The sequence below is a fragment of the Clostridium sp. genome, assembly GCF_047718555.1.
Classification (GTDB): Bacteria; Bacillota; Clostridia; order Clostridiales; family Clostridiaceae; genus Clostridium_I.
Genome location: NZ_JBDNRK010000057.1, coordinates 1 through 25961, shown reverse-complemented (window position 1 = coordinate 25961; position 25961 = coordinate 1). Strand labels below are relative to the sequence as shown.

27 protein-coding genes and 1 riboswitch are annotated in these 25961 nt (G+C 31.1%); of the genes, 16 read left to right on the top strand and 11 right to left on the bottom strand.

Features of this window, described 5'->3' with window-relative positions:
- Positions 1-166: 166 nt before the first annotated feature.
- Positions 167-439, top strand: a complete 273-nt coding sequence (locus ABF633_RS17250) for a hypothetical protein (protein ID WP_415525300.1) — start codon at positions 167-169, stop codon at positions 437-439.
- A gap of 63 nt (positions 440-502) precedes the next feature.
- Here the strand turns inward: ABF633_RS17250 and ABF633_RS17245 are convergent, their stop codons facing one another.
- On the bottom strand, positions 503-961 hold the full coding sequence (locus tag ABF633_RS17245) for a putative ABC transporter permease (RefSeq protein ID WP_415525298.1): 459 nt from the start codon (positions 959-961) through the stop codon (positions 503-505).
- 293 nt (positions 962-1254) lie between these two features.
- Here ABF633_RS17245 and ABF633_RS17240 point away from each other — a divergent pair, with 293 nt between their 5' ends.
- A complete protein-coding gene (locus tag ABF633_RS17240) occupies positions 1255-2976 on the top strand; it encodes a methyl-accepting chemotaxis protein (RefSeq protein ID WP_415525296.1) in 1722 nt (573 codons plus the stop codon).
- Positions 2977-3059: 83 nt separating this feature from the next.
- On the opposite strand, the gene ABF633_RS17235 is transcribed toward ABF633_RS17240, so the two are convergent.
- A complete protein-coding gene (locus ABF633_RS17235) occupies positions 3060-4052 on the bottom strand; it encodes an LCP family protein (protein WP_415525294.1) in 993 nt (330 codons plus the stop codon).
- A 335-nt stretch (positions 4053-4387) separates the two neighbouring features.
- Between ABF633_RS17235 and ABF633_RS17230 the strand changes: the two genes are divergently transcribed.
- Complete coding sequence (locus ABF633_RS17230) at positions 4388-4789, top strand: hypothetical protein (RefSeq protein ID WP_415525292.1); 402 nt, start codon at positions 4388-4390, stop codon at positions 4787-4789.
- A gap of 97 nt (positions 4790-4886) precedes the next feature.
- Here the strand turns inward: ABF633_RS17230 and ABF633_RS17225 are convergent, their stop codons facing one another.
- Positions 4887-5918 (bottom strand): LCP family protein, encoded by a 1032-nt coding sequence (locus ABF633_RS17225; protein ID WP_415525290.1) that lies wholly within the window; start codon positions 5916-5918, stop codon positions 4887-4889.
- 448 nt (positions 5919-6366) lie between these two features.
- Here ABF633_RS17225 and ABF633_RS17220 point away from each other — a divergent pair, with 448 nt between their 5' ends.
- The 3 genes from ABF633_RS17220 (at position 6367) to ABF633_RS17210 (ending at position 7952) form a co-directional block, all read left to right on the top strand.
- Positions 6367-6510 carry a hypothetical protein gene (locus ABF633_RS17220; protein WP_415525289.1) on the top strand — a complete coding sequence of 48 codons (144 nt, stop codon included), beginning with the start codon at positions 6367-6369 and terminating at the stop codon, positions 6508-6510.
- Positions 6511-6615: 105 nt separating this feature from the next.
- Positions 6616-6954 (top strand): nuclear transport factor 2 family protein, encoded by a 339-nt coding sequence (locus tag ABF633_RS17215; RefSeq protein ID WP_415525287.1) that lies wholly within the window; start codon positions 6616-6618, stop codon positions 6952-6954.
- Between the two features lie 167 nt (positions 6955-7121).
- Positions 7122-7952, top strand: a complete 831-nt coding sequence (locus tag ABF633_RS17210) for an Rpn family recombination-promoting nuclease/putative transposase (protein ID WP_415525285.1) — start codon at positions 7122-7124, stop codon at positions 7950-7952.
- Positions 7953-8142: 190 nt separating this feature from the next.
- Here ABF633_RS17210 and ABF633_RS17205 read toward each other — a convergent pair whose 3' ends face one another.
- Together ABF633_RS17205 and ABF633_RS17200 are read right to left on the bottom strand one after the other, a co-directional pair.
- On the bottom strand, positions 8143-9852 hold the full coding sequence (locus tag ABF633_RS17205) for an HD-GYP domain-containing protein (RefSeq protein ID WP_415525283.1): 1710 nt from the start codon (positions 9850-9852) through the stop codon (positions 8143-8145).
- A 312-nt stretch (positions 9853-10164) separates the two neighbouring features.
- Positions 10165-10252: riboswitch (cyclic di-GMP riboswitch) on the bottom strand.
- 351 nt (positions 10253-10603) lie between these two features.
- Positions 10604-11164 carry a nitroreductase family protein gene (locus ABF633_RS17200; protein WP_415525281.1) on the bottom strand — a complete coding sequence of 187 codons (561 nt, stop codon included), beginning with the start codon at positions 11162-11164 and terminating at the stop codon, positions 10604-10606.
- Between the two features lie 281 nt (positions 11165-11445).
- Between ABF633_RS17200 and ABF633_RS17195 the strand changes: the two genes are divergently transcribed.
- On the top strand, positions 11446-11709 hold the full coding sequence (locus ABF633_RS17195; protein ID WP_415525279.1) for a type II toxin-antitoxin system Phd/YefM family antitoxin: 264 nt from the start codon (positions 11446-11448) through the stop codon (positions 11707-11709).
- The gene (locus ABF633_RS17190; protein ID WP_415525277.1) at positions 11702-12010 is read left to right on the top strand and encodes a type II toxin-antitoxin system RelE/ParE family toxin; all 309 of its coding nucleotides are present in this window, start codon (positions 11702-11704) and stop codon (positions 12008-12010) included. The genes ABF633_RS17195 and ABF633_RS17190 overlap by 8 nt, the downstream gene beginning before the upstream one ends.
- A 125-nt stretch (positions 12011-12135) precedes the next feature.
- On the opposite strand, the gene ABF633_RS17185 is transcribed toward ABF633_RS17190, so the two are convergent.
- Positions 12136-12615 (bottom strand): hypothetical protein, encoded by a 480-nt coding sequence (locus tag ABF633_RS17185; RefSeq protein ID WP_415525275.1) that lies wholly within the window; start codon positions 12613-12615, stop codon positions 12136-12138.
- Positions 12616-12978: 363 nt separating this feature from the next.
- Here ABF633_RS17185 and ABF633_RS17180 point away from each other — a divergent pair, with 363 nt between their 5' ends.
- The 6 genes from ABF633_RS17180 to ABF633_RS17155 all read left to right on the top strand — a co-directional run bounded on the left by ABF633_RS17180 (position 12979) and on the right by ABF633_RS17155 (position 20110).
- On the top strand, positions 12979-14880 hold the full coding sequence (locus ABF633_RS17180; protein WP_415525273.1) for a sigma 54-interacting transcriptional regulator: 1902 nt from the start codon (positions 12979-12981) through the stop codon (positions 14878-14880).
- 375 nt (positions 14881-15255) lie between these two features.
- Positions 15256-16170, top strand: coding sequence for a 4-hydroxy-tetrahydrodipicolinate synthase (gene dapA, locus ABF633_RS17175; RefSeq protein ID WP_415525271.1), 915 nt, complete (start codon positions 15256-15258; stop codon positions 16168-16170).
- A gap of 86 nt (positions 16171-16256) precedes the next feature.
- Entirely contained in the window at positions 16257-17264 is a 1008-nt protein-coding gene (locus tag ABF633_RS17170; protein ID WP_415525269.1) for a 2-keto-3-deoxygluconate permease, read from the top strand.
- Positions 17265-17532: 268 nt separating this feature from the next.
- Positions 17533-17826: a UxaA family hydrolase gene (locus ABF633_RS17165; protein WP_415525267.1), complete on the top strand. Its 294-nt coding sequence runs from the start codon at positions 17533-17535 to the stop codon at positions 17824-17826.
- 15 nt (positions 17827-17841) lie between these two features.
- Positions 17842-19002: a UxaA family hydrolase gene (locus tag ABF633_RS17160; RefSeq protein WP_415525265.1), complete on the top strand. Its 1161-nt coding sequence runs from the start codon at positions 17842-17844 to the stop codon at positions 19000-19002.
- A gap of 208 nt (positions 19003-19210) precedes the next feature.
- Positions 19211-20110: a fumarylacetoacetate hydrolase family protein gene (locus ABF633_RS17155; RefSeq protein WP_415525263.1), complete on the top strand. Its 900-nt coding sequence runs from the start codon at positions 19211-19213 to the stop codon at positions 20108-20110.
- 82 nt (positions 20111-20192) lie between these two features.
- Here the strand turns inward: ABF633_RS17155 and ABF633_RS17150 are convergent, their stop codons facing one another.
- Positions 20193-20687 carry a hypothetical protein gene (locus tag ABF633_RS17150; protein WP_415525261.1) on the bottom strand — a complete coding sequence of 165 codons (495 nt, stop codon included), beginning with the start codon at positions 20685-20687 and terminating at the stop codon, positions 20193-20195.
- A gap of 134 nt (positions 20688-20821) precedes the next feature.
- On the opposite strand from ABF633_RS17150, the gene ABF633_RS17145 reads away from it, so the two are divergent.
- Positions 20822-21625, top strand: a complete 804-nt coding sequence (locus ABF633_RS17145; protein WP_415525260.1) for a nucleic acid-binding protein — start codon at positions 20822-20824, stop codon at positions 21623-21625.
- A 136-nt stretch (positions 21626-21761) separates the two neighbouring features.
- Positions 21762-22613, top strand: a complete 852-nt coding sequence (locus ABF633_RS17140) for an Rpn family recombination-promoting nuclease/putative transposase (RefSeq protein WP_415525302.1) — start codon at positions 21762-21764, stop codon at positions 22611-22613.
- A 62-nt stretch (positions 22614-22675) separates the two neighbouring features.
- On the opposite strand, the gene ABF633_RS17135 is transcribed toward ABF633_RS17140, so the two are convergent.
- The 4 genes from ABF633_RS17135 to ABF633_RS17120 form a co-directional block, all read right to left on the bottom strand.
- Positions 22676-22969, bottom strand: a complete 294-nt coding sequence (locus tag ABF633_RS17135; RefSeq protein WP_415525258.1) for an RloB family protein — start codon at positions 22967-22969, stop codon at positions 22676-22678.
- Positions 22953-24200 (bottom strand): AAA family ATPase, encoded by a 1248-nt coding sequence (locus ABF633_RS17130; protein WP_415525256.1) that lies wholly within the window; start codon positions 24198-24200, stop codon positions 22953-22955. The genes ABF633_RS17135 and ABF633_RS17130 overlap by 17 nt, the downstream gene beginning before the upstream one ends.
- Before the next feature lie 68 nt (positions 24201-24268).
- The gene (locus tag ABF633_RS17125; RefSeq protein WP_415525254.1) at positions 24269-24397 is read right to left on the bottom strand and encodes a hypothetical protein; all 129 of its coding nucleotides are present in this window, start codon (positions 24395-24397) and stop codon (positions 24269-24271) included.
- A gap of 191 nt (positions 24398-24588) precedes the next feature.
- Positions 24589-25686: a GerAB/ArcD/ProY family transporter gene (locus tag ABF633_RS17120; RefSeq protein WP_415525252.1), complete on the bottom strand. Its 1098-nt coding sequence runs from the start codon at positions 25684-25686 to the stop codon at positions 24589-24591.
- Between the last annotated feature and the right edge of the window lie 275 nt (positions 25687-25961).

Sequence of the window (25961 nt, the reverse complement as noted above, 5' to 3'; positions counted from 1 at the left end):
TCTAAGTTTCAGATGGAGAAAAAAACTCCACCTGAAACAAAGAACTCTGTTTATGAAAAATGAATTTTTGTTATTAGTCTGCATATAATATTTACAAGCAAAAAGTTCGCTATATATCTTGAATAGTGCCGTAAATAATATATAATATAAATACGGAGGTGCTTGAATGGAAAATTTAAATAGTGAGTTATTGAAAGCTATAGAAGTTATGCTAAAAAAAGAGTTACAGCCAATAAAAACACAATTAGATGAAAACACACAAATATTAAAAGCGCTGGAACATAAAGCAGACGTAAATAAAGCAGAACATGATAAGATGAGTAATGACATAGCACATATAAAAGGTGACATTGAAGGATTAAGAAAAGATATTACAAATGTTGAGATAATTACAAGCAGTAATTGGAATGACATAGCAAAATTGAAATCAGTCAAATAATAGAGTAACAGCCTATATCTAAGTGATACAGGCTTTTTTTATTTTAGATATGTTTTCATAGTCCTATTCACAGGTAAATAAATCCTTATAGTTCTTTAATAATCCCGCTGGCTTTTTTTGGCCAAATATCTTGTATCTTAAATAATCATCTCCGTATACACCTAGTGGGACCAGAAAGAACCAAATAACGGCATAGGGAATACATATCTGGCCATATAGATTTCCCCAAGTATTTGAATAATCCCAAATATTGAACTTAAGCCATACATTGAGAAGCATTCCAGAAGTAAATTCTATGGCCAAAACTATTGCAGTGCCAATAGCACATTGCTGCCACATTTTGCAGTTGCAGAAGCCTGGCCTTTCATTGAGTCTACCTATTAAAAAGGAGCACAGCCCACCTACTACCAGCATAGATATGTTTGTCCAACCACGCCATAAGCCTTCCAGTACCATATATAAGGCACCCATTATAAAAAATAGTATAATGTCCTTTTTAAAATTGGAAGAATTATAAATCATTTAATTTTACACCTCCTTGAAAGTGGTTATACATTATAAATATATGTTTATAATTAGCTATTCTTAACTGAGTTAGTTAAAAATATATAAAATTATAATTAGAAGAGTTGTCTTACAAATGCATGTCGATACAATATTAGACAGCTTTTTAACTGCTCTAATATTGAGAATAGCTATAAGAAATGCTTGTATTTTACTGACTTAACATATTTTTTATAAAGATTTAAAAGTGTATGGCGATAATATTAATGTCAGACATATTTAATAAAATAACTAGTTTTGGGGGGAAAACGATGAAAATATTAAGAAAGATAAAAGTAAAAGTAAAGATAACTATAGCCTTTTTAATTATAGTTTTAATAATTGGTGTAGTAGGTGCTATAGGTATGAACTCTTTGAAAAAATCAAATTTAAATTCAGAGAATATGTATAATAATAATTTACAAGGAGTACATGCTCTAATAGACATGCAGGAAAACTTAGCAATGGTAAACACCAACATACTTCAATTAATGTATGTGAGAGATGATAGCAAGAAGGCAAGCATTTTAAAAAATATTCAGGGAAATACAGAGCAGGATAGTAATTATGTAACTCAGTATGAAAAACTTCCAATGGATAACAGTGAAAAAGCTTTATTTGAAAAATATAAAGTTCAACTTCAGGAGTTTAGAACTGAGAAAGAAAAGGTATTGACTCTTATTAATAATAACAATTTTGATGAAGCAGCAATACAATATAAGCAAATGTCTGGCAAATGGGATCCAATGTTTAGCAGTATTGATAATCTTATAAAAATAAATGTAAATAAAGCAAAAATAACAAATGCAGAAAATGAAAAAGTTTATAATATTGCAAATACTAATATTATTATATTTCTTATAATTGGAATTATTGCTGCGGTAGTTTTAGCTTTAATTCTTTCAAGAGAAATAATTAATCCTCTATCAATAATAAGCTCTTTTGCTGAAAGAATTTCTAAATATGATTTTTCTACAGCAATAACTATAATTGGTACTGATGAATTTTCAAAAACAGGCATTGCTCTTAATACAGCCCAGAAAAATGTGAGCAATCTGATCAAAACCATAATGGATAATTCACAGGATATGAGTGCTTCCAGTGAAGAACTTTCTGCCATGGTACAGGAGTTAAATGCAAACTTTCAAAATATAGATATGGCTATAAAGGGAATAACCAACGGAGTTCAAGAAACTAGCGCATCTTCCCAGGAAATCGGTGCCTCTGTAGAAGAAGTAGATGCCAGCATAAACCAATTATCTGAAAGGGCCATGGAGGGAAGCAATAATTCAGTACAATCTAAGGAAAGAGCCAGGGAAGTTCAAAGCAGGGGTGAAGAATCTGTAAAAGAAATAAAAGAAGTGTATGTAAAAACCAGGGATAAAATAGTAAAGGCCATTGAAGACGGCAAAGTAGTAGAAAATATAGGTGCTATGTCAGATACTATAGCAGCCATAGCAGAACAGATAAATTTGCTTGCCCTTAATGCAGCTATTGAAGCAGCAAGAGCAGGAGAGCATGGTAAGGGTTTTGCGGTAGTAGCAGAGGAGGTTAGAAAACTGGCAGAGCAATCCAGTGAGGCAGTAACAGGTATAAAGGATACAATTGCCAAGGTGCAGGATGCCTTTAAAAATCTCTCTTCTAACAGTAATGAAATATTAAAATTCATAAATGAAGATATGTATTCTCAATTTGAAATCTTCAGGGGTATGGGGGAGCAATATTATAATGATGCAAACTTTGTAAGTGCCATGTCAGAGGAAATAGCAGCCATGACAGAGGAAATTACGGCCACTGTAGGCCAGGTAAGTGATGCTATGCAAAACATGGGAGAAATTGCACAAAAATCTTCAGATGGGGCAGAGACAATACAGCAAGGCATAGATGATGCCGCCATGGGAGTGGAACAAGTGGCAAAAACTTCACAAAGTCAGGCTGAACTTGCACAAAAGCTCAATGAAATAGTTCAGAAGTTCAAAATACAATCTGCATAACTGGGGAGCGTTAATTAGAATTATTTTTAGTAAATAAAAAAGCAGCTTTTTATTATCAGAATTATATATAAGCTGCTTTTTATTTAATTTAAAGTTCCCTCAAATATAAATTGATGAAGATCTGCAATATTGGCTTCTCTATTCCAGTCCAGGTAAAAAACGCCATGGATTATTCTATTAGTACTGTAGCCGGTTTTATCTTCCGGAAGCCTTAACTGTTCTACGGTTTTTATATTATTTATAAGTGCGTAAGAGGTATAGGAAAGAATATCTTTCTTTGATAGAGAAGTTTCAACATAGGGAAGAACAGTATCAAGTATATTGGAAGCCTGAGATAAATTCACAGAGGACATTTTATTGAAGATTTCAGTGAGAACAGCCCTCTGTCTTTGTGTTCTCTCAAAATCTCCATTGCCTACAGACCTTATTCTGCAATAGGCTAAAGCCTGCATACCATTTAATTTCTGCATTCCACCTTTAGTTAAATATGTAGGTGTCTTCTTTTCTACCACAGCTACCTCTTTTATATACTTATTGATAGACATTATTTCCCTGTCAGCTACATTTACATCTACACCACCGATAGCATCCACAATTTTATAAAAACTTACAAAATCTACTTTTACAAAATCCTTCATATTCATCTGTAAATTATCATTTACTACCTTTAGAGATAATTCCGGTCCACCATAGGCATAGGCATGGGTAAGTTTATCCTGAGCTTTGCTTCCTACGTTATTCATAAGCATATCTCGCATTAAGGAAGTTATTTTTATCTTTTTGTGAACCTTATCCAGTGTAAGAATTATATTAGAATCTGCACGGCCAGTGTCATTAGTTTCATTTAATTTATCTACACCAATCAGTAATATGTTAATATAATTTTCCTCCACATTGCTGGTATTATTGCTATTAAACTTTTCTGTGTTTATACCAAGATTGGAGGGGGTTTGCGATATTTTTGTAGTCTTGAGCTTTGAAAGCTTGCTATTAACAGTTAAATAGCCGCTGGCAGCAACGACAATTATTACAGCAAGTACTACTAATATAGAAATAAAAATTCTCCTTTTTCTCATAGTTTTTCTCCAGTCAGGCACTTTGTTATTTCTTTTTAGATACCTAAAACGTATTTTGCTAGATATGTGAATCTAAGAATTTCATTCATATAATAGTTTTCCCTCTATTTATCAATATATATGTAGTAAATTATGTAAAGGTAGTTTTTTTACATTAAGGCACACATATTGAATTTGGCCAATAAAATATTTTTATATTTAACTGTATCTGTAATAAAGACATATACTTATGGGAAAAATATTATGGAAATTGTGAAGTAATACTAGTGAAATAAGTTTGAACTGTTCATTAGAAATTTAATAAATCTGTAACTATATTATAAAGGGGCGGTAATATGAAAGTGGAAGGATTTTTTAGCGGAATAAAAAATGCAAATGAAGCAGTGGAAAAATTAAAAGGTGAAGGCTTTAAAAATACTAAGGTAGACTTAAATGAGCATTACCTAAGTACTATGCATCGTTCTCCTAGAGTGGCTGGCGCAGGGAATGGTTCTAGTTTATCAAGTCTTGTACTGGATACAGAAAATTACAGATCAGATGACGCTGGTTCAGCTGCAAAGGCAGCTAGTCCCATGGTAAGCGGAATGGGTAATTTTGAAGAGATTGCAAATATAAATTATAAGGTAACGGTGGAGACGGAAATAGATAATGTAGAAAAAGCTAAAAATATTATTGAAAATATAGGAGGAGATTTGCGAAATCGTAATATCAGTATACCAGATAGAATTGAGCGTTAAGCATAAATTTGAATCCTTCTATTCTAAAGAAAACAGCTTATATCCAAACTTATGGATATAAGCTACTTTAATAAATAAATAAGTTAAACTTTTGTTGCTACTTTAAATCCCCTTCAAATATAAACTGATGAAGATCTGCTACATTACCGGCCTTATCCCAACCTAAGAAATACACACCATTAATGGTTTTAGTGTAATTATAGCCGGGCTTGTCCTCTGGAAGTCTAAACTGATTAAGGGTTTTAATCTTGTTAGTAATTACATAGGAAATATCTGAAAGAATATCTGTTTTTGATAGTGAAGTTTCAACATCAGGAAAAATAGTATCAAGAGCAGTAGAAGCGTCAGTAGGATTCATAGAAGCAAGTTTACTGAAAACTTGGGTTAAGACGGCTCTCTGTCTTTCTGTCCTCTGAAAATCTTGTCTTCCCACATATCTTATTCTGGAATAGCCAAGGGCTTGCATACCGCTTAAGTGCTGCATTCCACCATGAGTCAATAGAGGAGCCTTTGTTCCTTCAAGTTTTGCCACTTCTCTTATGTATCCGTTGGCAATATCTACTTCATCAGAAGATACATCCATGTCAATACCACCTACAGCATCTACAATTTTGTCAAAATGGGTAAAGTCTACTTTTACGTAGTCCTTAATATCCATGTCAAAATTGCTATTTATGGCTTTAATGGCATATTGACCGCCTCCATTTTTGCCACCACCCTGTTTATAGATAACATTAATTCTGTCCTGGGTAGTTCCAGCAGTGGCTCCTTCCCCCTGAATATTATCTATAAGCATGTCTCTCATAAGGGAAGTTATTTTTATTTTATTGTGAGCTCTATCTATAGTGAGAATCATTATAGAATCTACAAGTCCAGGATCTGTACTTGGATCACGGCTGTCTGCACCCATAAGGAGTATATTAGTGTAGTTCTTTGCAATATCCTTATTGGTATCAGTATTAGTATTAAATTGTTTGGTATCTATACCAAGGTCGGAAGGCTTATCTGATATCTTTGTAGTATTAATCTTTGATAGTTTGCTGTTGATCATCCAATATCCGGCACCACCAATGATGCCTATAATTACTAGTACTATTATAATGGGAATAAAAATTTTTTTCTTCTTCATAGGAATCCTCCAAAAGTAATTTTGTGTAAAAACAACTAAGGTATATTATATACTTTTAATATATAATATACCAGTAGATACTATAAAATAGAATCCCTTCAATATATAAAGAGTTTACATCAATGAATTTATAAATTTTCACCTTTACTTGCTGCCTTACATAAGGAAAATACAATTAAATAAGTGGCACCTACAAAAGCACCAATAAAAATATCCATTATAATCACACTCCTTGTAATTCTAATATAGACAGCTTCTCTAAAATATATACTTTATTAACAACTGTATATTAGTATAGGTAATTATAAAGGCTATTGATTGCATAGATATTAACTGTATTTTAATTTATAGTGAACTATATCAAAAAAATTATTAAACATGATCTTTTTATATTTAATAATTTTTAATTGGAAAGAATCCTCAAAAAAGACTTAATGGAGATGATGCCATGGCGTTTACAAAAGAAATGGAAGAATATAAATTGTTTTTCCTTGAAGATGTTGTAGCAGATGAACAGGTGAAAAATATAAAAATTAATAATCAAAACCTGACGCAATGTCGTCAGGTTTTGATTGGTATAATAAAAATGTAGATGATAAAGTTACTCAGATAATAATTACCTGGTCTAAAACAAACAGTGTGAAACAACAACTGAGTACGTGTTCATCCAAAAATGAAATTGTAAAGGAGAAATACCATGATTACCAAATTACCACAGCCCATCGGAACTTATTTCAGCGCGTCAAATGCTTACGAGAGTGAAGCACTTAAGGAATGCTTTACGGAGGATGCGCTCCTTATTGATGAAGGCAAAGAATACCATGGACCCGATGCTATTGACAAGCAAATTACAGAAACGAATAAAGGCGCACAGGTCAAAACAAAGGTTACTGATACGAATGAGAAAAATAGAGAGATCATTGTCACTGCTATCGTTTCCGGTAATTTTGATGGAAGTCCGGTTTCTCTTGATTTCCAATTTACTCTTCAAAATCAGAAAATCAGCAGGCTGAAAATTGTTCTCACAAATCCATGAGAGTAGATATTATAGGTAATTTATCAAATAGATAATGAAGTTTTTATAGAATTTGGATATAATATAACTAATAGAAAATGTGAAATAAATTGACTTTAGTGATTTTTAGAATTAATTGATTGATAATTAAAAATACAATAAGAAATAAACGTAGGGAGGTATAAATAATGTGCAGATTAAACCCAAAAGTAGATTTTGCATTTAAAAAACTATTTGCAAGCAAAGAAAATAAGGATCTGCTGATATCCTTCATAAATTCAATACTTTCAGAAGATGAACAGATTTCAGATATAGAATTAAAGAATCCATACAATATAGCAAATTATAGAAAAGGTAAAATGACCATACTGGATATAAAGGCAGTGGACGAAAAAGGGGTATGGTATGACATAGAGATGCAGCTGGCAGAACAGAGTTTTTATGATAAAAGAGCTTTTTACTACTGGGCAAAAGTGTATTCAGATCAGATAGAAAGCGGCGATGATTTTGAAACCCTAAGAAAAACTGTAGCTATAAATATACTGGATTTTAACTATATAGATGAAGAGGATTTTCACAATGTATATAAAGTATTTAATGAAAAGAGTAAGAAAGAATTTTCCAATATATTTGAAATGCATTTTATTGAATTAAATAAATTTAATAAGGATTACAGCAGTTTAACCAGTACTTTGGATAGATGGGTAACCTTTTTAAATAGGGCCTATGAGATAGATGTAAATAAAATACCAGAAGAGCTGGCAGTAGACAAGGAAATAAGGAAGGCACTTGAAAAACTTGATATTATGTATTTGGATAGTGAAGAAAGAGAGATATATGAGAATGACTTAAAGGCTATGAGAGATTATAAAGCAGGACTTAAGACTGCTGAGAGAAAAGGCATAGAAAAGGGAAAAATTGAAGTGGCAAAAAGTTTATTAAAAATGGGATTGAGTATAGAACAAATAGCAGCAGGGACTGGACTTACTGTTGAAGAGATTAAACAATTAGAAGACTAATTAAGGAAATAAAGAGAGTTATTGCTCTGTTTTTAATGCTGTAAAATCTTATTTATTATCTAGTTTATCTAATATTAAACTTGAATTCGTCAATATTTTATGAATCCAAGTTTAATATTAGCAATATATGTAATTTTGAAAATGATCATTCATAATATCCAAACATTATACTACAAAAATTTTTATTTCATTATATTATCTTAGTAATAAATCGCCTTAGTTCCATTTGCTTGCTAAATATATTCTTAAACAAGTGATCTATTACAATGTCACTGGTATTAATATATAAAAATTCATAATGATTTTTAGTGCCAACTCTAAAAGTGTTAACTATTTTTCCCGTTAATACAATGTTTTCTTTGCCTTTAAAGTAAATTGCTAAACTTAGAATTTTATCTATCATATCTTCTTCAACTTGTTTCTTATCTATATAAAACATAAGTCTGCTTCCACCAATTTTATATATATTAATAGCGAGATATTTCAGCGAGTTTAAATATATAATACCATTTAAGTTCCACAAAATATTAAAGGAATCTACAAATGGAATATAATTAAATGTTGAAATATGCAAGGTATTGTTTTCATAATAATCTGATTTTATTTCATAAGAATACATAGAGTTGTTTTTATTTATATACAAATTAATGCTTGTTATTTCATCTTTATTGAGTTCATTTGAAAAGTTGAATTTGTTAGCTTTAAAATAGTATCCAAAATCGTATTTACCTAGGGTTCCTTCAATAGAATATATATTTTTTGTTGTATAAATTGTTAAAGTACTCCATATTATTGTATCGGACAATATATCTGTAGTTTCCTCATTTGCTTTTAAAAGTAAGTTTATCATCACATCAACAATTTTATCATCAAATTGTTTTGATTTATTCTTTAAAAGTTCCTTTATAACGAACTCTACATTTTTAGGTTTTTTGTAACTTCTAGGTGACAGCATAGCATCTACCGCATCAGCTAAACAAAGTATTCTACTGCCTAAGGGGATTTGTTCACCATTTAATCCATCAGGATATCCAGTACCATCATATCTTTCATGATGATATTTTACCAATAGTGATATATCTTTTAAAGCAAAAACATCCTTTGTAATATTGGCTCCATATAGGGAATGTTTTTTTACAATTTCAAATTCATCTTCTGTTAAAGCACTGTCTTTATTTAAAATATTATTATCTATATAAAGCTTACCTATGTCATGTAAAAGACCTGCTATATATAGTTCTTTTAGTGAAGCGTAATCAAGTTTCAGAGCTTTACCTATTTCTTTTGATATGTTTGCCACGTGATAGGGATGTAAAACCCCACAAGGATCATTGTCACTTACTATTTCAGACATTACATTAAGTAGATTTAGCAATGTCTTTTCTCGTTGGTGATTTAAATAAATTGATTGATATAAGTTTTGTATCTTGCATATTCTATGATGAATTTCTCCATGATTAATATCATCTATTGCTAAGTTAGTATTTTCATTAAAGTTTCCTATATAAATACTGGCAATTATATCGGTAGAAGATTCTTTATTACTCATATAATAGCCTGGAATAGGAATAAGTAATTCTGATGAGCTAATGTTCATTATTGGAGAATAATGATTGTCATTATCATTTTTATAGATTACGATTTTCCTTTTTTCTTTAACTAAATTTAATATACTCTGAGAAGTAATCTTAATAGTCCTAATCTTTTTTTTATTTAATCTCTTATATTCATTATCTTTTTCAATTACAGCATTTTTTAATACGGCGAATTTATTATCATCATCAAATAACACTATTCCAATGATATCACAGTCTAACAGTACAGCTATTCTCCGTATATTATAATTTAAATAGTCATCTAAATTTAATTCTTTTTCTATTGAATTATGTATTTCAATCATTTAAAATCCCTCCATGTAACGTTATATAGTTTTACACAATTTAATTTCACTCCTTTTTTATATGCTTTATATACAACTAAAAAGGCACTCACTAAATAGCAGGTGCCTTAAGGCATATTCAAATAAATAACTAGTCAGTATGCTAGCCTATTTTGAATCCTACTGCGTCAACAGAACCCTCAGATAGCTCAACTATCATCAGAACCTGTTTCCTTGTATGATTCAAAATATTCGTCGCATCTTTGACTTACTATTTATTTTCACATACCTAAGATAACAAAGAATCTATAATTTATATCTTTAATCATATACTTTGATAACCTGGCAATCATAGAAAAATATTTTCTTTAGACCCATAGCTTTGCGGCGCTACCTTTCGATAGGTGTGCTATTAACATTTAATATTGTTATATATAAATTTTATATTTTCATTTAAATAACAGAGTTTATTTGTAATTTTTTTATCATATTTTATAGAATTATAGCACATTATAGAGATTTGTGCAATTATGCCTTTTTTGGGCAATTTAAAAAAGCATAGAAAAGGTCATAGAAAAGGGAAAAATTGAAGTGGCAAAAAGCTTATTAAAAATGGGATTGAGTATAGAACAAATAGCAGCAGGGACTGGATAAATTTATTGTAAATTGGTGGGGAGCTGACTCCTCACCAATTTTTACCAGCATAATCAAAAAGTCAATGAAATTTCAATTAAATTTGGATATAAGCTGTTTTTATTAGAAGTAAATATCACTATTTAATTATGTTCACTTTATTTTCTTTTCTAGCAGGAGCTTTAGCATTTTCAGCTGCAGCATAGCCTAGAGCAATGGAGTTTATTGGATTGTAACCTTCAGGTATTCCAAGTTCCTTTTTAAAATCAGCATTGTTTCCATTTCCGAATATGAAGGGCATACTGCCTATCCAACAAGAACCTAGGCCAAGGGCTTTAGCTGCAAGTAATATATTTTCAGTAGCAGCTGCAGTATCAGCTTCAGTATTAGTAGCTTTAACATTTCCAGATATAATTATAGCAGTAGGCGCATTGTAAAATGCTTTATATTTATCATTGTTTGCCAGAGCCTTTAATTGTTCAATATTAGATTTAGCAAAAGTGTTTTTTGCAATTTGAGTAAACTTTTCAAGTAATTCAGCATTTTGTATAACAGTAAAGTGCCAGGATTGTTCATTCATAGCACTTGGGGCATACAAGCCAGCCTCTAAAACTGCCTGTAATTCTTCATCTTTGATCTGTTCATTTTTAAAAGCTCTTATACTTCTTCTTTCTTTTATAACTTCTAATGTTTCACTCATAAATTTCACTCCTCAAATAGATTGTGTATTTATAATACAGTTACTATTATATAGTAATTAACTAATTAAAACAAAGTACGCACTTTTATGTAACATACTTACCTAGAAGTTAGTTATAAAGTAATTTGAAAAAATTACACCTCTGGGGTGTAATAAATGGAAGAAATGCTATAAGTTACACCGTAGGGATGGCTTTTAAATATTTTTAAATAAGATTTATTGATATTATAGTAGAATTATCATATAATAATATCAGAATAATACATGCGAGGTGGATATTAATGATTATTAAATCTTCAACTACACTTAGAAATGATTATAGTGCTATATCATCACTTGCTCATGATGTGGAGGAACCTATTTATATAACAAAAAATGGTGAGGGTGACATCGTTGTTATGAGCATTGAAGCCTTTGAAAAAAGAGATCAAATATTGAAGTTACGTTCAAAGATAGAAATAGCAGAGCAATCTAGATTAGCTGGTGAGGCTACTGTCTCTTTAGAAGAAGCAAAAAAGCGTCTCCATGAAAAGTTCAATGGCTAAATCTAGACTTGAAATATTAGCACCTGCATGGAGGGAATTAGATGAAATAGCAAGTTACTATTTGCTTGTGGTTGGTTCTGCTTCCGCAAGAAAAATAACAGATAAAATACTAGATAGCCTAGCTAGGCTTGAAGATTTTCCACTATCCTGTGCACATGTCCCAGACATTGAATTAAAAAAGCAAGATTATAGAATGCTTGTATGTGATAAATATGTATGTATTTACAGGCTGATTGGAGAGATTGTATATGTTTATCATATAGCACCTTGGTCAACAGAGTATTCCAATCTACTTAAATAAAAACAGCTTATATTATTGATATAAGCTGTTTTTGCTACTAAAAAATTATACCACAGAGGTGTAATAAATAGGAACTATTCTATAAAATACATCTGAAGTGTGGATTTTAATAAGGAGTATGTCAATTAAACATTATTGTATTTTTTTATAAAATCATTTAAAGTTCTAAAGAAATCATTATTTTGTGTATTAAGCAGTGATAGATTTACTGCAACTGAACGGCCACTTCGCCTATGAAATCTTAACATATAATTTGTAGAAAAACCAATCATTGAAGGATTTACTACCAGCTGAGTATATTTTTCCTGATTAACGCCTTCCAATTCATCCCATTTGATAAATACATTAAAGAATATAAAACTCTGAATTTTAATGCCTTTCTCTGAAATTTCCACTATAGGTCTTTTGTCCACTGTTTTTATAAATGTTGATATTCCCAATATTGCCAAAATGACTATTATAATTCTCAATATGATTGCAGCGGAATCAGTTATAGTATCAGGATCATTTAAAAGCTTTGTACAAATTAAGTATATTAATCCCCATGAGAGTATTGATAGAATAATACAGGTTATTCTTTTGGAATAATAAGATTTGGATTGCATAAAAAATTTCCCCTTTAACATTGATTAATATTACTGTTCAAAAATATTATCTCATAAATTAGCTGTAATTGAAATATTTAGTATGGTATTTTTAATGATGATCTTTTTTTGTATGCAGAAGAAAGAAGAAACGCAGAATTTTTAATTTAAAAATTATATCACAAGGATGTAATAAAGCTCTTTTTTTAGTTCTAAATCATAATAAATTAAATATATCAACAGTGAAGATATTTATTGGAAAACGTAGATGGATATGAGATAATCAGTTGGAAAAATCTTTACTCTAGAGGTGTAGTAAATGGTAATAATTAAATTACACCCCTGGGGTGCAATAAATGGAAAAAGTTAAGTGGAGAGGATTTTATGAATGAAATATTGTTAATTGCGCCTTATGAGGGCTTGGAAGAATTAGCTGGAAAAATAAAAAAATCAATTAATATACCCTTTGCAGTTGTAGCCGGGAATCTGGATCAGGGGTTTAACCAGGTGGAAAAGAAAATAAATGAAGGGACAAAAATTCTAGTGAGCAGAGGAGGAACAGCAAAATATTTAAGACGAAAATTTCCCCTTCAGGTTATAGATATTCCCGTAACTTCTTTTGATATATTGAGGGCCATAAGCAGCATCAGCAGCAAGGGGTACAAAAAAATTGCCTTTGTAAGCACCTCCAATATCATATTTAAAAGTGATTATTTTAATAAAATTCTTGATGTAACCTTAGATTTTGAGTGCTGCAGTAAGGTAAGTGAAATTCCAGAAAAAGTTCAGTATCTAATAGATAATAAGGGTGTAGATGCCATTGCAGGAGATGTGATAGCTACTAGGGAAGCATTAAGAAAAGGTATACATGGTGAACTGCTGGAATCGGGGGAGGAGTCCGTTATACAGGCCTTAATTCAGGCAAAGGAAATACTGGAAATTACTTTAAAGGAAAAGGCAAGAGCAAGGAAATTTGAAATTATATTAAATATGGTAAGAGAGGGGATTGTCACTGTAGATCCACAGGATAATATAACGGTATATAATTCTTCCGCAGAAAAAATATTGGCCCATTCTAAAGAAAAAGTACTGGGGAATAATATAAATAAATGTTTGTCTAAAAATATTATAAATAAGCTCAGTGAAAAAAATAAAGAGGAAAATATAGTTACTGATATAAATGGAAAAAAGATATTATTCAATAAAGTCCCCATATGTATTGAGGATAAGCTTTGTGATACGGTTATGATACTGGAGGAGACCTCAAATATAGAAAAACTTGAACTAAAAATAAGAAAAAATTTAAGTGAAAAGGGCTTTGTAGCTAAGCATACTTTTGCTGATATTATAGGCAGTAGTGATGAAATTATAAAAATTAAGAATCAGGCATCTAAATTTGCCAGATCTGAGGGTACAATATTGATTCATGGTGAGACAGGCACAGGAAAGGAGCTATTTGCACAAAGTATTCATAATGAAAGCAGAAGAATAAATATGCCCTTTGTATCTGTAAACTGCGCAGCTTTAAGTGAGACTCTACTGGAGAGTGAACTCTTTGGGTATGAGGAAGGAACCTTTACTGGAGCATTAAAAGGTGGAAAGAAGGGATTATTTGAATTAGCCCACGGAGGAACACTGTTCCTGGATGAAATTGGTGAAATATCTCTTGGCTTTCAGTCAAAATTATTGAGGGTACTTCAGGAAAAGGAAATAAGAAAAATAGGTGGAGATAAGGTTATACCAATAAATGTGAGAATAATATGTGCTACTAATAGAAATCTTTTAGAGGAAATAGAAAAGGGAAATTTCAGAGAAGATTTATATTACAGAATTACCTCCCTTGAATTGGAATTATTACCTCTAAGGCTAAGAAAAAAGGATATTATACCCATGGCTGTTTCATTTCTGAAAGAGGAGTGCATTAGAGAAAATAAAAAAATATATTGGAAGGATGATAATATTTTTAAATGTCTTATGGATTGCAAATGGCAGGGGAATGCAAGAGAACTTAGAAACCTTATGGAGGCACTTGTAATATGCTGTGAAGGCAGTGAACTTCGGGAAGAGTTTGTACTGGAAATGTTAAATTCCAAGAGAAAAAAGAAGATTGTTAAAAGAGAAATAAAGATAAATTTATCAAACAATCTAAAGGAAATGGAAAGTGAAATTTTAAGAGTACTATTAAATAATTATAACGGGGATAGAGATAGATTGTGCAAAGACCTCTCCATAAGTAAAACTACACTTTGGAGAAAACTAAGCTTTAGTAGTGAAGACAAGCTATAAACTGAAATTAAAACTATACATTTAATTGATAGCAAATGAAAAGCAGGATTTAAAATAGATATTTCACAATAAGTAGAATAGATAAATATGATGTGGCAACATAAAAAATATACAATTTCAAATATGAAATCACATATTTCACATTTGAAATGAAAACGATTTTAAAAGTGGATTCTCAGTAATTTAAGGATTCACTTTTTTTTAATTATTTTCATAATCCATTTAAATTCAGGGCTTCACATTAAAATTATATAAAATAAAATTAATTTCAAAAATTTGGCATCATACTTGCTATTAATAAGTGTGTAAGCAAAATAAGTATTTTGAAAGTTGTAAATATAATAAGCATTTCCATAGGAGGAGGTAAATTAAATTATGTTAAAAGGAGTCATTACACCAGTTATAACAATTCTTGATGAGGATAGGAATTTAGATTTTAAAGGGAATGAAGAGGTAATCAATAGTTTAATAAGTGGAGGAGTAAACGGTCTTTTGTTTCTGGGAAGCATAGGTGAATTCTTTGCTTTAACAATGGAAGAGAAAAAGAAATTTATAAGCTTTGTCATAAAGACGGTAAATAAAAGAGTACCAGTTCTAATAGGAACAGGGGGTACTGTAGTAGAGGAAGTTATAGAACTGACCAATTTTGCAGACGCAGAAGGAGCTGATTATGCAGTTGTCATATCACCTTATTATTTTAAACTAAATGATGAAAGCCTTTACAACTACTTTTCTGAAGTAGCTAAAAATACAAAACTTCCATTAATTCTATATAATTTTCCTGATAGGACAGCAGTAAATATCAATCCTAAGCTTGTTTTAAGACTGGCAAAGGAATTTAAGAATATTGCAGGTATAAAGGATACAGTAGATAACATAAGTCATACAAGGCAATTAATAGATACAGTAAAATCAGAAGTAAAAGATTTTGCGGTGTTTTCAGGTTTTGATGAATATTTTATACCTAATCTATTATCTGGTGGAAATGGACTTATTGGAGGATTAACTAATATTGCACCAGAAGAATTTGCAAAGCTCTATAAAGCTTATAATGACAAAGATTTTAATACAGTTGAAAAATTACAACTATTTGTAAACGTTTTGATGAATATCTACACAGTATCAGACTTCTTTATCCCAGCAATTAAGACAGCGAAAATGTTATCAGGATACAACATAAAGCCTGTCTGTAAGAGTCCCGCTTCTGGTCTAAGTGAAAGTCAGGTAGAAGAAATTAAAGAAATCCTCATAAGAGCCAAACTAATAATCAATGAATCCAGCTTGCTGTAAGTCATAGATGTGACGATTTTGTAAAATTAAATATTCCAGCTCCAATTATAGGATAAATAAAAAATTATAGATTAGGGGGAAGTCTTATGAAAATAATGAAAACCATTCAAAAAGTTCCAGGGGGAATGATGGTTATACCCTTATTATTGGCGGCGCTGATTAATACCTTTGCACCTGGTGCTTTAAAAATAGGATCTTTTACTACAGCAGTTTTTTCTAACACAGCAGCAGCTACAGTAGTAGGACTGCAGTTATTCTTTATAGGAACAGGACTAAAGATAAAGGAAGCTCCAGAAGCAATTAAAAGAGGATCTGTTTTACTTATATCGAAGTATATTGCAGGGGCAGTTTTAGGAATTGTTATAGCTAAGTTATTTGGAACAGCAGGTATCTTGGGAGTATCGGTTCTGGCTATCATAAGTTCTGTTACAGGTGCCAATGGAAGCTTGTATCTTGCCTTAATGGGAGAGTATGGAGATTCAAAAGACCTTGCAGCGCAAAGTATTATGAATATTCATGATGGACCCTTTTTAGCTCTTCTCACCTTTGGTGTATCAGGTTTAGCCAATATTCCTTTAATGGCTCTATTTGCTGCCATTGTTCCATTAATTATAGGATGTATACTTGGAAATTTAGATGTGGATTTCAGAAAATTCTTTGCACAGGGCGTAGGTATAACAATACCCTTCATTGGCTTTGCACTGGGAGCCGGAATAAACTTCTTCAGTATTATAAGGGCCGGCTTTAGTGGAGTGATTTTAGCAGCAATGGTATTTATCATTGGTGGAGGTTGTGCAATTCTTGGAGATAAATTTATAAATAGAAGACCAGGCTATGCAGGAGCTGCTATAGCAAGTGCAGCAGGAAATACAATTGCAACACCAGCAGCTATTGCCCTAGTTGATAAAACCTATGCACCTTTTGTTGCAGCAGCTACGGCACAAATAGCAGCAGCAGTAGTTATAACAGCTATTATAGTTCCACCTTTTGTTGATAGAATGGCAAAAAAATATGGATCACCTAAGCTCCAAAACAGTAAGGCAGAGGTTAATGTAAACAGCAGTGTAGACAATAACGTGGAAACTATTCCATAAACAGAGTTCTTTGTTCCAGGTGGAGTTTTTTTCCAGCTGAAACTTAGAAATCGTTATCCAGGGACGTAGCATCCGTTATCTCCCACTTTGATAGAAGATGGGAGTATTACGGATGGTAGTCATCGGATAAAGATTTAGCTAATAAACGGATTATACATTTTAATGGATATTTTAGATAGCAAAGATTTATAATTTTAACATCTTTCATATAAGGAAGGTTTATAGGTTGCCTTTACTAACCTAAATATATTATGCAGGGATGATAACTATGGAAAATAAAATCAATTCATTATTAATTAATGCAAAAGATAGTGTTGCAGTGGCAATAGAGGAATTAAAAGAAGGCAGTGCTGCCAGTTACAAGTATGGAGAAGAAATAAAAGTGGTAAATATAATTCAAAACATTCCCATATATCATAAATTCGCCATTACTAATATAAAGGGTGGAGATCTGGTTTACAAATATGGACAGATAATAGGAAAGGCAACACAGGACATAAAAATAGGCCAGCATATACACACTCATAATATAGTAAGTATTCGTGAAGCAATAGAAGGTTAATAGGAGGGGTTAATTATGAATTTTCTAGGATATAAAAGACCAGATGGAAAAGTTGGAATAAGAAATCATGTATTGGTGTTAGCTACCTGCGCCTGTTCCAGTGAAACTGCCAGGGTAATTGCAAATCAGGTACAGGGGGCAGTTCACATTATAAACCAGAATGGATGTGCACAGGTACAAGGAGATTTAAAAATTACCATGGATATATTATCAGGTCTTGCCGCTAATCCAAATGTTTATGGTACTATATTAGTAGGGCTTGGATGTGAAAATGCTCAGCCGGAAGATATGCATAATTTAATACAGTCTAAGACTAATAAACCACTTAAGCTGGTGGTTATTCAAGAGGAAGGTGGTACTACTGCCACCATAAAGAAAGGAGTAGAATATGCAAGGCAGATGGTTATGGAAGCTTCAATGCTAAGGAGAGAGGAATATCCATTATCAGAGCTCATAGTAGCAACTAACTGCGGCGGTTCAGATCCAACTTCAGGATTGGCATCAAACCCTGTACTTGGAAATGCCAGCGATAGATTAGTTGATTTAGGTTCTACTTCAATTCTATGTGAAACTACAGAATTTATAGGTGCAGAGCACATATTGGCAGAAAGAGCAGCTACTCCGGAAATAAAGGAGCAAATTTATCACATTATTAAGAGATATGAAAATCACCTAAAGAATGCTGGAGAAAATCTAAGAAATGGTAATCCATCTCCAGGAAACAAAGCTGGTGGAATAACCACCCTGGAGGAAAAATCCCTGGGCTGCATACACAAAGGTGGACATAAACCAATTATGGAAGTTACAGATTACGGTGTAGGCCCAAGCAAAAAAGGATTAGTCATAATGGATACCCCGGGATATGACATAGCATCAGTAACGGGACTGGTAGCTGGAGGTGCCCAAATGGTAGTGTTTACAACGGGTAGAGGGACACCTACTGGAAATGCTTTGGCTCCTGTTTTAAAGATGACTGCAAATAAAATAACTTTTGAAAAGATGAAGGAAAATATGGATTTTGATGCAAGTCCCGTAATAGCAGGAACTAAATCCATTGAAAAAATGGGAGATGAGCTTCTTGAGGAAATAGTAGCTGTTGCCAATGGAAAGGTTGTAAAGGCTGAGGCTTTTGGCTTCAATGATATTGCCATAAGCAGAGTATGTAACTATGTATAATATAGCAGGCATAAAGGCTGCAGCATTTGTGTATTATTATAATATGGAACAAGATATATAATTGAGAAATTGTATAATTAATTTATTACATTACATCTATATATAGTATATATATTTACAAATATGTACTATATATTGCATTTAATTTTTAAAACCTTGTAATATGCAATTTCCACAATTAAGTATAATATGAGTAGAGGATGGTTTTATGAAATTTGTAACTTTTTTAGTAGACAATGAAAAGAAACTTGGTATGTTCAATAGAGATATGACAAAAGTGGTAAATATAAATAATTTAAATCTATACAGAACCTACAATGACATGATGGATCTTATAAAAAACTCCAGCAGGCATGATTTAAAATTATTAAAGAAAGTATATGATGAGGAAGGCTGTATAAGAGAAAATGGATATTCTACAGATGATATAAAAATATGTACACCTATTGAAACTTTAGAAAGTGACATACTTTGCCTTGGGCTTAATTATAGGGAACATGTAGAGGAAACTGCCAGAAGTTTTAAAGATGACTCTATAGATATACCAGAATATCCAGTATATTTTTCAAAACGTGCAGTTAGTCCCATAGGACCAGAAGATAGTATAGACAGCCATGGAGAGGTGACAGAACAGTTAGACTATGAAGTTGAACTGGCTGTTATAATAGGAAAAGATGGAATAAATATAGCTAAAGAAGATGCTGAGGAGTATATATTTGGATATACTATTATGAATGATGCCAGTGCCAGAGATGTACAGCAAAGGCATGTGCAGTGGTATAGAGGGAAAAGTCTTGATACATTCACTTCTTTAGGACCTTGCATAGTTCATAAAAGTGAGCTTAAATTTCCTATAGAATTAGATCTCTCCAGTAAAGTAAATGGAGAACTTAGACAGAATTCTAATACTAAAAACTTTATATTTGATATTCCGACTATAATTCACGATATTTCCCAGGGAATGACACTAAGGGCAGGGGATATTATAGCCACAGGCACCCCCTCAGGAGTTGGAATGGGATTTAAACCTCCTAGGTTCTTACAAAAAGGTGATGTAGTTCAATGTGAAGTGGAGAATATAGGAGTGCTGGAGAATAAAATAGTTTAATTTTATAAACTAAAAATAGAGGAATAGACGATATATATTGTATAGGGGCATACCAAGTGGAATGCCCCTTTTAAGTTTTGCTTCAATATATCCAAGATCTATAAGGCATAGGTCCGTGGGTCATAGGTCCATAAGGCATAGGTCTAGGTCTACGTCTTCTTCTTCGTCTACGTCTTCTGCGGCGTCTACGGCGACGAGGATCAGGATCTGGGTCATCGTCGTCGTAGCTGTCGTCATAAGCATCGCTAAGTCCATCATCGTATCCATCATCATAACCGTCATCATAATCATCATAGTCGTCATCATAATCATAACTCATATCATCCATTGGATTGTACATTGGCTGAGACATATGTGAGTTAGGGTGCGTCATAGGGCAATTAAATGTATGTGGTGATTTATAAGGTTTTTTATTGGCATAATTAGATGGATTAGGATTAATAGCAGGATTAATAGAAGGATTAGGATTAACAGAAGGATTAGGATTGATAGAGGGATTAACTCTATCGCCAAAATCCTCATTAGTGATTAAATTATCCTTTGAGTTAGAGTTTTCATTATAAGCTCTGTAGTACATAACTACCTCCATAAAATTTACTACATAAATAGAGTATGTAAAAATATATAAAGGGTTACATATGTTTGTGATATAATATCTATGGGATGGTGATATTGTTGAACAAAATAAGCAGAAATGATCCTTGCCCATGTATGAGTGGTAAAAAGTATAAAAATTGTTGCATGGGTAGGAATTTTTTAGAAGAATTAGAGAAACAAAATTTAAAGTATTATGATGAAGAATATATGCTTAGTAAAATAAAAAGCGAAAGCCAATATTTTAATATATTTTACGAAAACGAAAGACAAAAAATTAAAAGGAAATTACTGTGCCTGAAAAAGACCATCAATTCAGGGGCAAATATGTCCTATGGAACACTGCCATTTATAGATGGTAATCCTCATTGTATTGCAGTAAAAAATGTGCCAATATCCTTAGAGGAAGCCTTTGGGGCTGCCCATGAACTTCAACGTATAATTTGCCTTGAGGAAGGCTTTAAAATCGTTAAATTTAAAGAAGGTATAACTGGTAATTACAGTAGTCTTCTATGTAGAGTTATTAATGATATGATATATGATCCAATAATAGATAACAGGCTCATTAAATATGGGTTTAATTTAGATGATAATTACAAAAAAGATGATGAAATCCAAATTAAAACTATAGGAATTCAACCAATTGAAAGTCTTTCACCAGAACAGGTAGTATTTATTAACACTTTATATGTGAAAAAGACTTTGGAATTAAGAAATATTTATCCTAATATTAATGATGAAGAAGTAGAATTCAATAAATGGATAAATAAAAATTATGGAGGACTTATACCATTTTCAAAAACCATACTAAAATTCGTGGAAGAAGTGGGATATGATACTCCAGAAAAAGTAGAAATCATTTTTGATAATATGATTAATGCATTAAAATTAGAAGAGTTATTAACTGTTGATTACATTTAAGAGCCTATATGAAGGCTCTTTTTTAATAGAAATATTAAATTTTAATGTAAAAAAATTTAAATATATAATGAAGCTTCCATATAATTTGGATATAATATAGGCATAGAAGAATAGATAGAATGGGAGGTATAAAATGATGTGCAGGTTAAACCCAAAGGTAGATTTTGCATTTAAAAAATTATTTGCCAGTCTAGAAAATAAAGAATTATTGATATCCTTCATAAATTCAATGCTTTCAGAAGATGAGCAGATTTTAGATATAGAACTAAAGAATCCCTACAATATAGCAAATTATAGAAAAGGTAAAATGACCATACTAGATATAAAAGCCGTAGACGAAAAAGGGGTATGGTATGACATAGAGATGCAGCTGGCAGAACAGAGTTTTTACGACAAGAGAGCCTTTTACTATTGGGCAAAGGTGTATTCGGATCAGATAGAAAGCGGAGATGATTTTGAAACCCTAAGAAAAACTATAGCTATAAACATACTGGATTTTAACTATATAAATGAAGAAGATTTTCACAATGTATACAAAGTATTTAATGAAAAAAGTAAAAAAGAGTTTTCCAATATATTTGAAATGCATTTTGTTGAATTAAATAAATTCAATAAGGATTACAGTAATTTAACTAGTACTTTAGACAGATGGTTAACCTTTTTAAATAGAGCTTATGAGATAGATGTAAATAAAATACCAAAAGAACTGGCAGTTGATAAAGAAATAAAAAAGGCTATAGAAAAACTGGATATTATGTATCTGGACAGTGAAGAAAGAGAAATATATGAGAATGATCTAAAGGCTATGAGAGATTATAAGGCCGGACTCAAAACTGCTGAAAGAAAAGGAAGAGAAGAAGGAAGAGAGGAAGGAATTAGACAATTAATACTAAAGCAATATGCAAAAGGTCTTTCTGTGGAATATATAGCAGATATAAATGATATTGAGATCGAGTATGTAGGGGAAATAGTTAATAATCCTAAATGAGTAATCTTTGTCATAAGTAACTTCACTTTCAAAAAAACCTAGGATTGTAGCTGTCCTAGGTTCTAGTCATCTTTATCAAAAATGACCCAAACCTCGCTGTAAGTTCCTAAACTGCGTTTTTTTATAGCTTCATTTACTAGCACTTTAGTAGATCGGCCTGTACCTTCCACTTTTAAAGAAATTTTATCAACAATGATATTATTTCTAAATAAATTTTCAATTATTTGTTTTATATTTTTAAAATAATTGACTTCAGTTTCGGTACCTTCAGTTACAATTAAATAATTTCCAGGACCAATTGTTTTAATAGATTCATTTCTTGGACGCTTATGACCACCTCTATTTAGCTCTGTCATCTTCTGTCATCCACATATCATAGCCTCTCAATATAGGGACAGCACCATATTTACCTAAAAGATAATCTTTGTTAAAAGATGCATCTTTTCTAACTTTTTTATCATCATCTGATTTATATTCAACTAAAGAATATAGATGAGAAACAGCATTAGTGTCTTTTTCTACAAACCAAATTTGATCTCTTCTAAATATATCCTTAGTTAAAGTATAATTATCGTGTGTGGCATAAATAAGCTGAGCATTATTTTTATTTATAGATTCATCATTAAACATAATTAGGATATATCTTAAAAGTAACGGGTGTAGTTTTGAATCAAGTTCATCGATAAATATTGTAAGTCCTAGTATAAGTGACACTCTTAAAGAGAAAAAGAGCGAAAACATCTTTTGGGTTCCGCTAGATTCTTCAGAAAGAGCCATTTTATAATAACCTCTTCCATCCTCCATTAAATGTTTTGTGTAAATTTTATATTTAGGTTTATTATTTTCATTATCGTCTTTTTCTACAATAATACCGTCTATATTAATATCTATAGCCTTAAAAAAATTAGTTAAATTCTCTTGATAATCTTTATCTTCAATATTGGGTGCATATACCTGTGTTAATGCAGTCTCAAAGGCCAAGTTCCCATAATCTATAATATGAAGCAATAAAAACCATTCAAAAACATCTTTAGCATAATCAATTTTAGCATTTGATATTATAGAAAGAAACAATGTTTTATCTTCTACCATAGTAATAAAATTATTAGAACCTTTTAATAGCTTTGAATTACATTCGATATCAGAGCCTGATCTTTCAAATAGAGAAATATATTTATCTTTACTATTAGTTTTTTTAATATATAACCATTCTTCATGAATTTTATGATTATCTAAAGAAAAACCATATTGATATTCATTACCTTTATATCTAAAGAATACTTCAAATTCTGCGGGAATGTTTTTACTTTCAGCATCGAAAGCAAATCTTTTAATTGGAATTTCATTAATATTAGCTGATATTTTAAAAGATTCTATTATCCAGGTTCTCATAAAATCAAAAGCTTGTATTACTGAACTTTTACCACTGGCGTTTGCACCATAAATAGCTGCAATTTTAATATATTTTTCATCCTTATTAACATTTATGAGATTGTAAGGGTGTTCTGTAATAGAAGTCGCTGACATATCCAATGTAGCCATGTCTCTAAAACTTTTAAAATTTTTAAAATTAAACTGTATTAACATTTTTCTCACATACTTATTGTTATAATACTATATTTGCTTTAAATAATGAATACTTGTGAGAAAATTTCTCATATATTATTTTTAACATAATCTTTTTTTACTTCCTTTACTTCACCAGTAGCACCAGCTTTAAACCAAGTTATTATTTTATCACTTCCGGCCATAGATTGATCTGTACTGTTAGTATCCACGTCCATTTGTCCAAATTCAATAAATCCGTCATTATCAATATCTTTTGGAATAGTAACGATAATCTACTAGTCTGTATTGATTTCTATGAAAATTATATCATATTATTCAACATATTCCATTATTATAAATACAACTTGTAAGATGTAAATAAAATTTCATTATAGCTTTATGCCTTTAGAAGTTTTAGATTTATATTTTATGGTTTTGAGGTATACAATTTCCTCACATAATAGATTCCAAGTGATATTAGCGGAACTATAATGATAAGTGGAGGGAAAATATACACAAGACCAATATCCCAGCCAACATGCATGTGTTCTGGATAAGTATCTGCAATTATAATTGAAGTGATTAATATTGATAATCCTAATATGCTGCACAGCAGCCCCCAATTTTTAATTTTAAATACCTGTGAAATACCTAGTGCGGATGCATACATTAGTATGGATATTTTAAAAAATCCACCCAGCATTAAAATAACTATAAATATTATGTCTAATCTGTTTAAAAGATCACCTATATGTATTAGTCTAACAGCTTCAAGTAGAGGATAGACAGTGGAACTGGAAAATTCATATCCTAAGGTGATTATAAATAAAATATGGTTTAATGCAATAAATATACCCTCTAAAATTGATACAAAAATCACAGTTTTCGTTAATTTGCTTTTTTCCATTAAAAAGGGATAGAGCATAATCATAGCTATAAATTCACCATAGGGAAACATAGAAAGTTTCCATCCCTTTGAAATTAGGGTTATAAAATTCATGTGTAAAATTGGATACATATTGGAATATTTTAAAGCACCTTTAGTTATAGATAATAATATAAAAACAAGAATAGTGGAAAATATCATAATTATAAAGCCTATCTGTACCATGTTCCCTATATTCTCAATGCGCTTATAAACACTATAAGTAACGATAATTATAAAAAATAATGCTATTATATACCCAGGTGTTCTTATCAGTGAAAAGGATGTTGCAAGTTCAGTGCAATCCCTTAAATCTCTAGCAGCATCATAGGCAAAAAACCATATGTATATAATATTTAATATAAATCCAATATATTTTCCATATATCTTAGGTAAATATGTTACTAAAGAATCTTTAGGATATTTATTAAAAAGACTTATATAAATCATTTGAACAATTATAGAAACTAATGAATAAAACAGCAATGCAATCCAAATATCGTTTTTAGTATCTGGTGCCAGAAAAAATAAGCTTGCAGTTCCGTAAGGCGCTAAAAACATTATGGCGAAAAATTCATAGGATGTTAATTTTTCTTTCATGGGCAAACCTTCTCCATTTATAAATTTTTATTTAGAGAAATATATATATAATCTTTGCAAAAATCCATAAATTATTTATTTCAAATGAAAAAAGGTAACATATCCTTCTTAATATTTGTCAAATAACTACATGCTCTAATACTTTCATTAATAGTTATTTTTCACACTAAAGCTGTATATAATTTTTATAGAAGTCTATTCCATATACAATCAAATTAACTGTTGAAGCAAGTTCTTAATTCAGGTGGGGATTCTTTTACCCCATCTGAATTTTA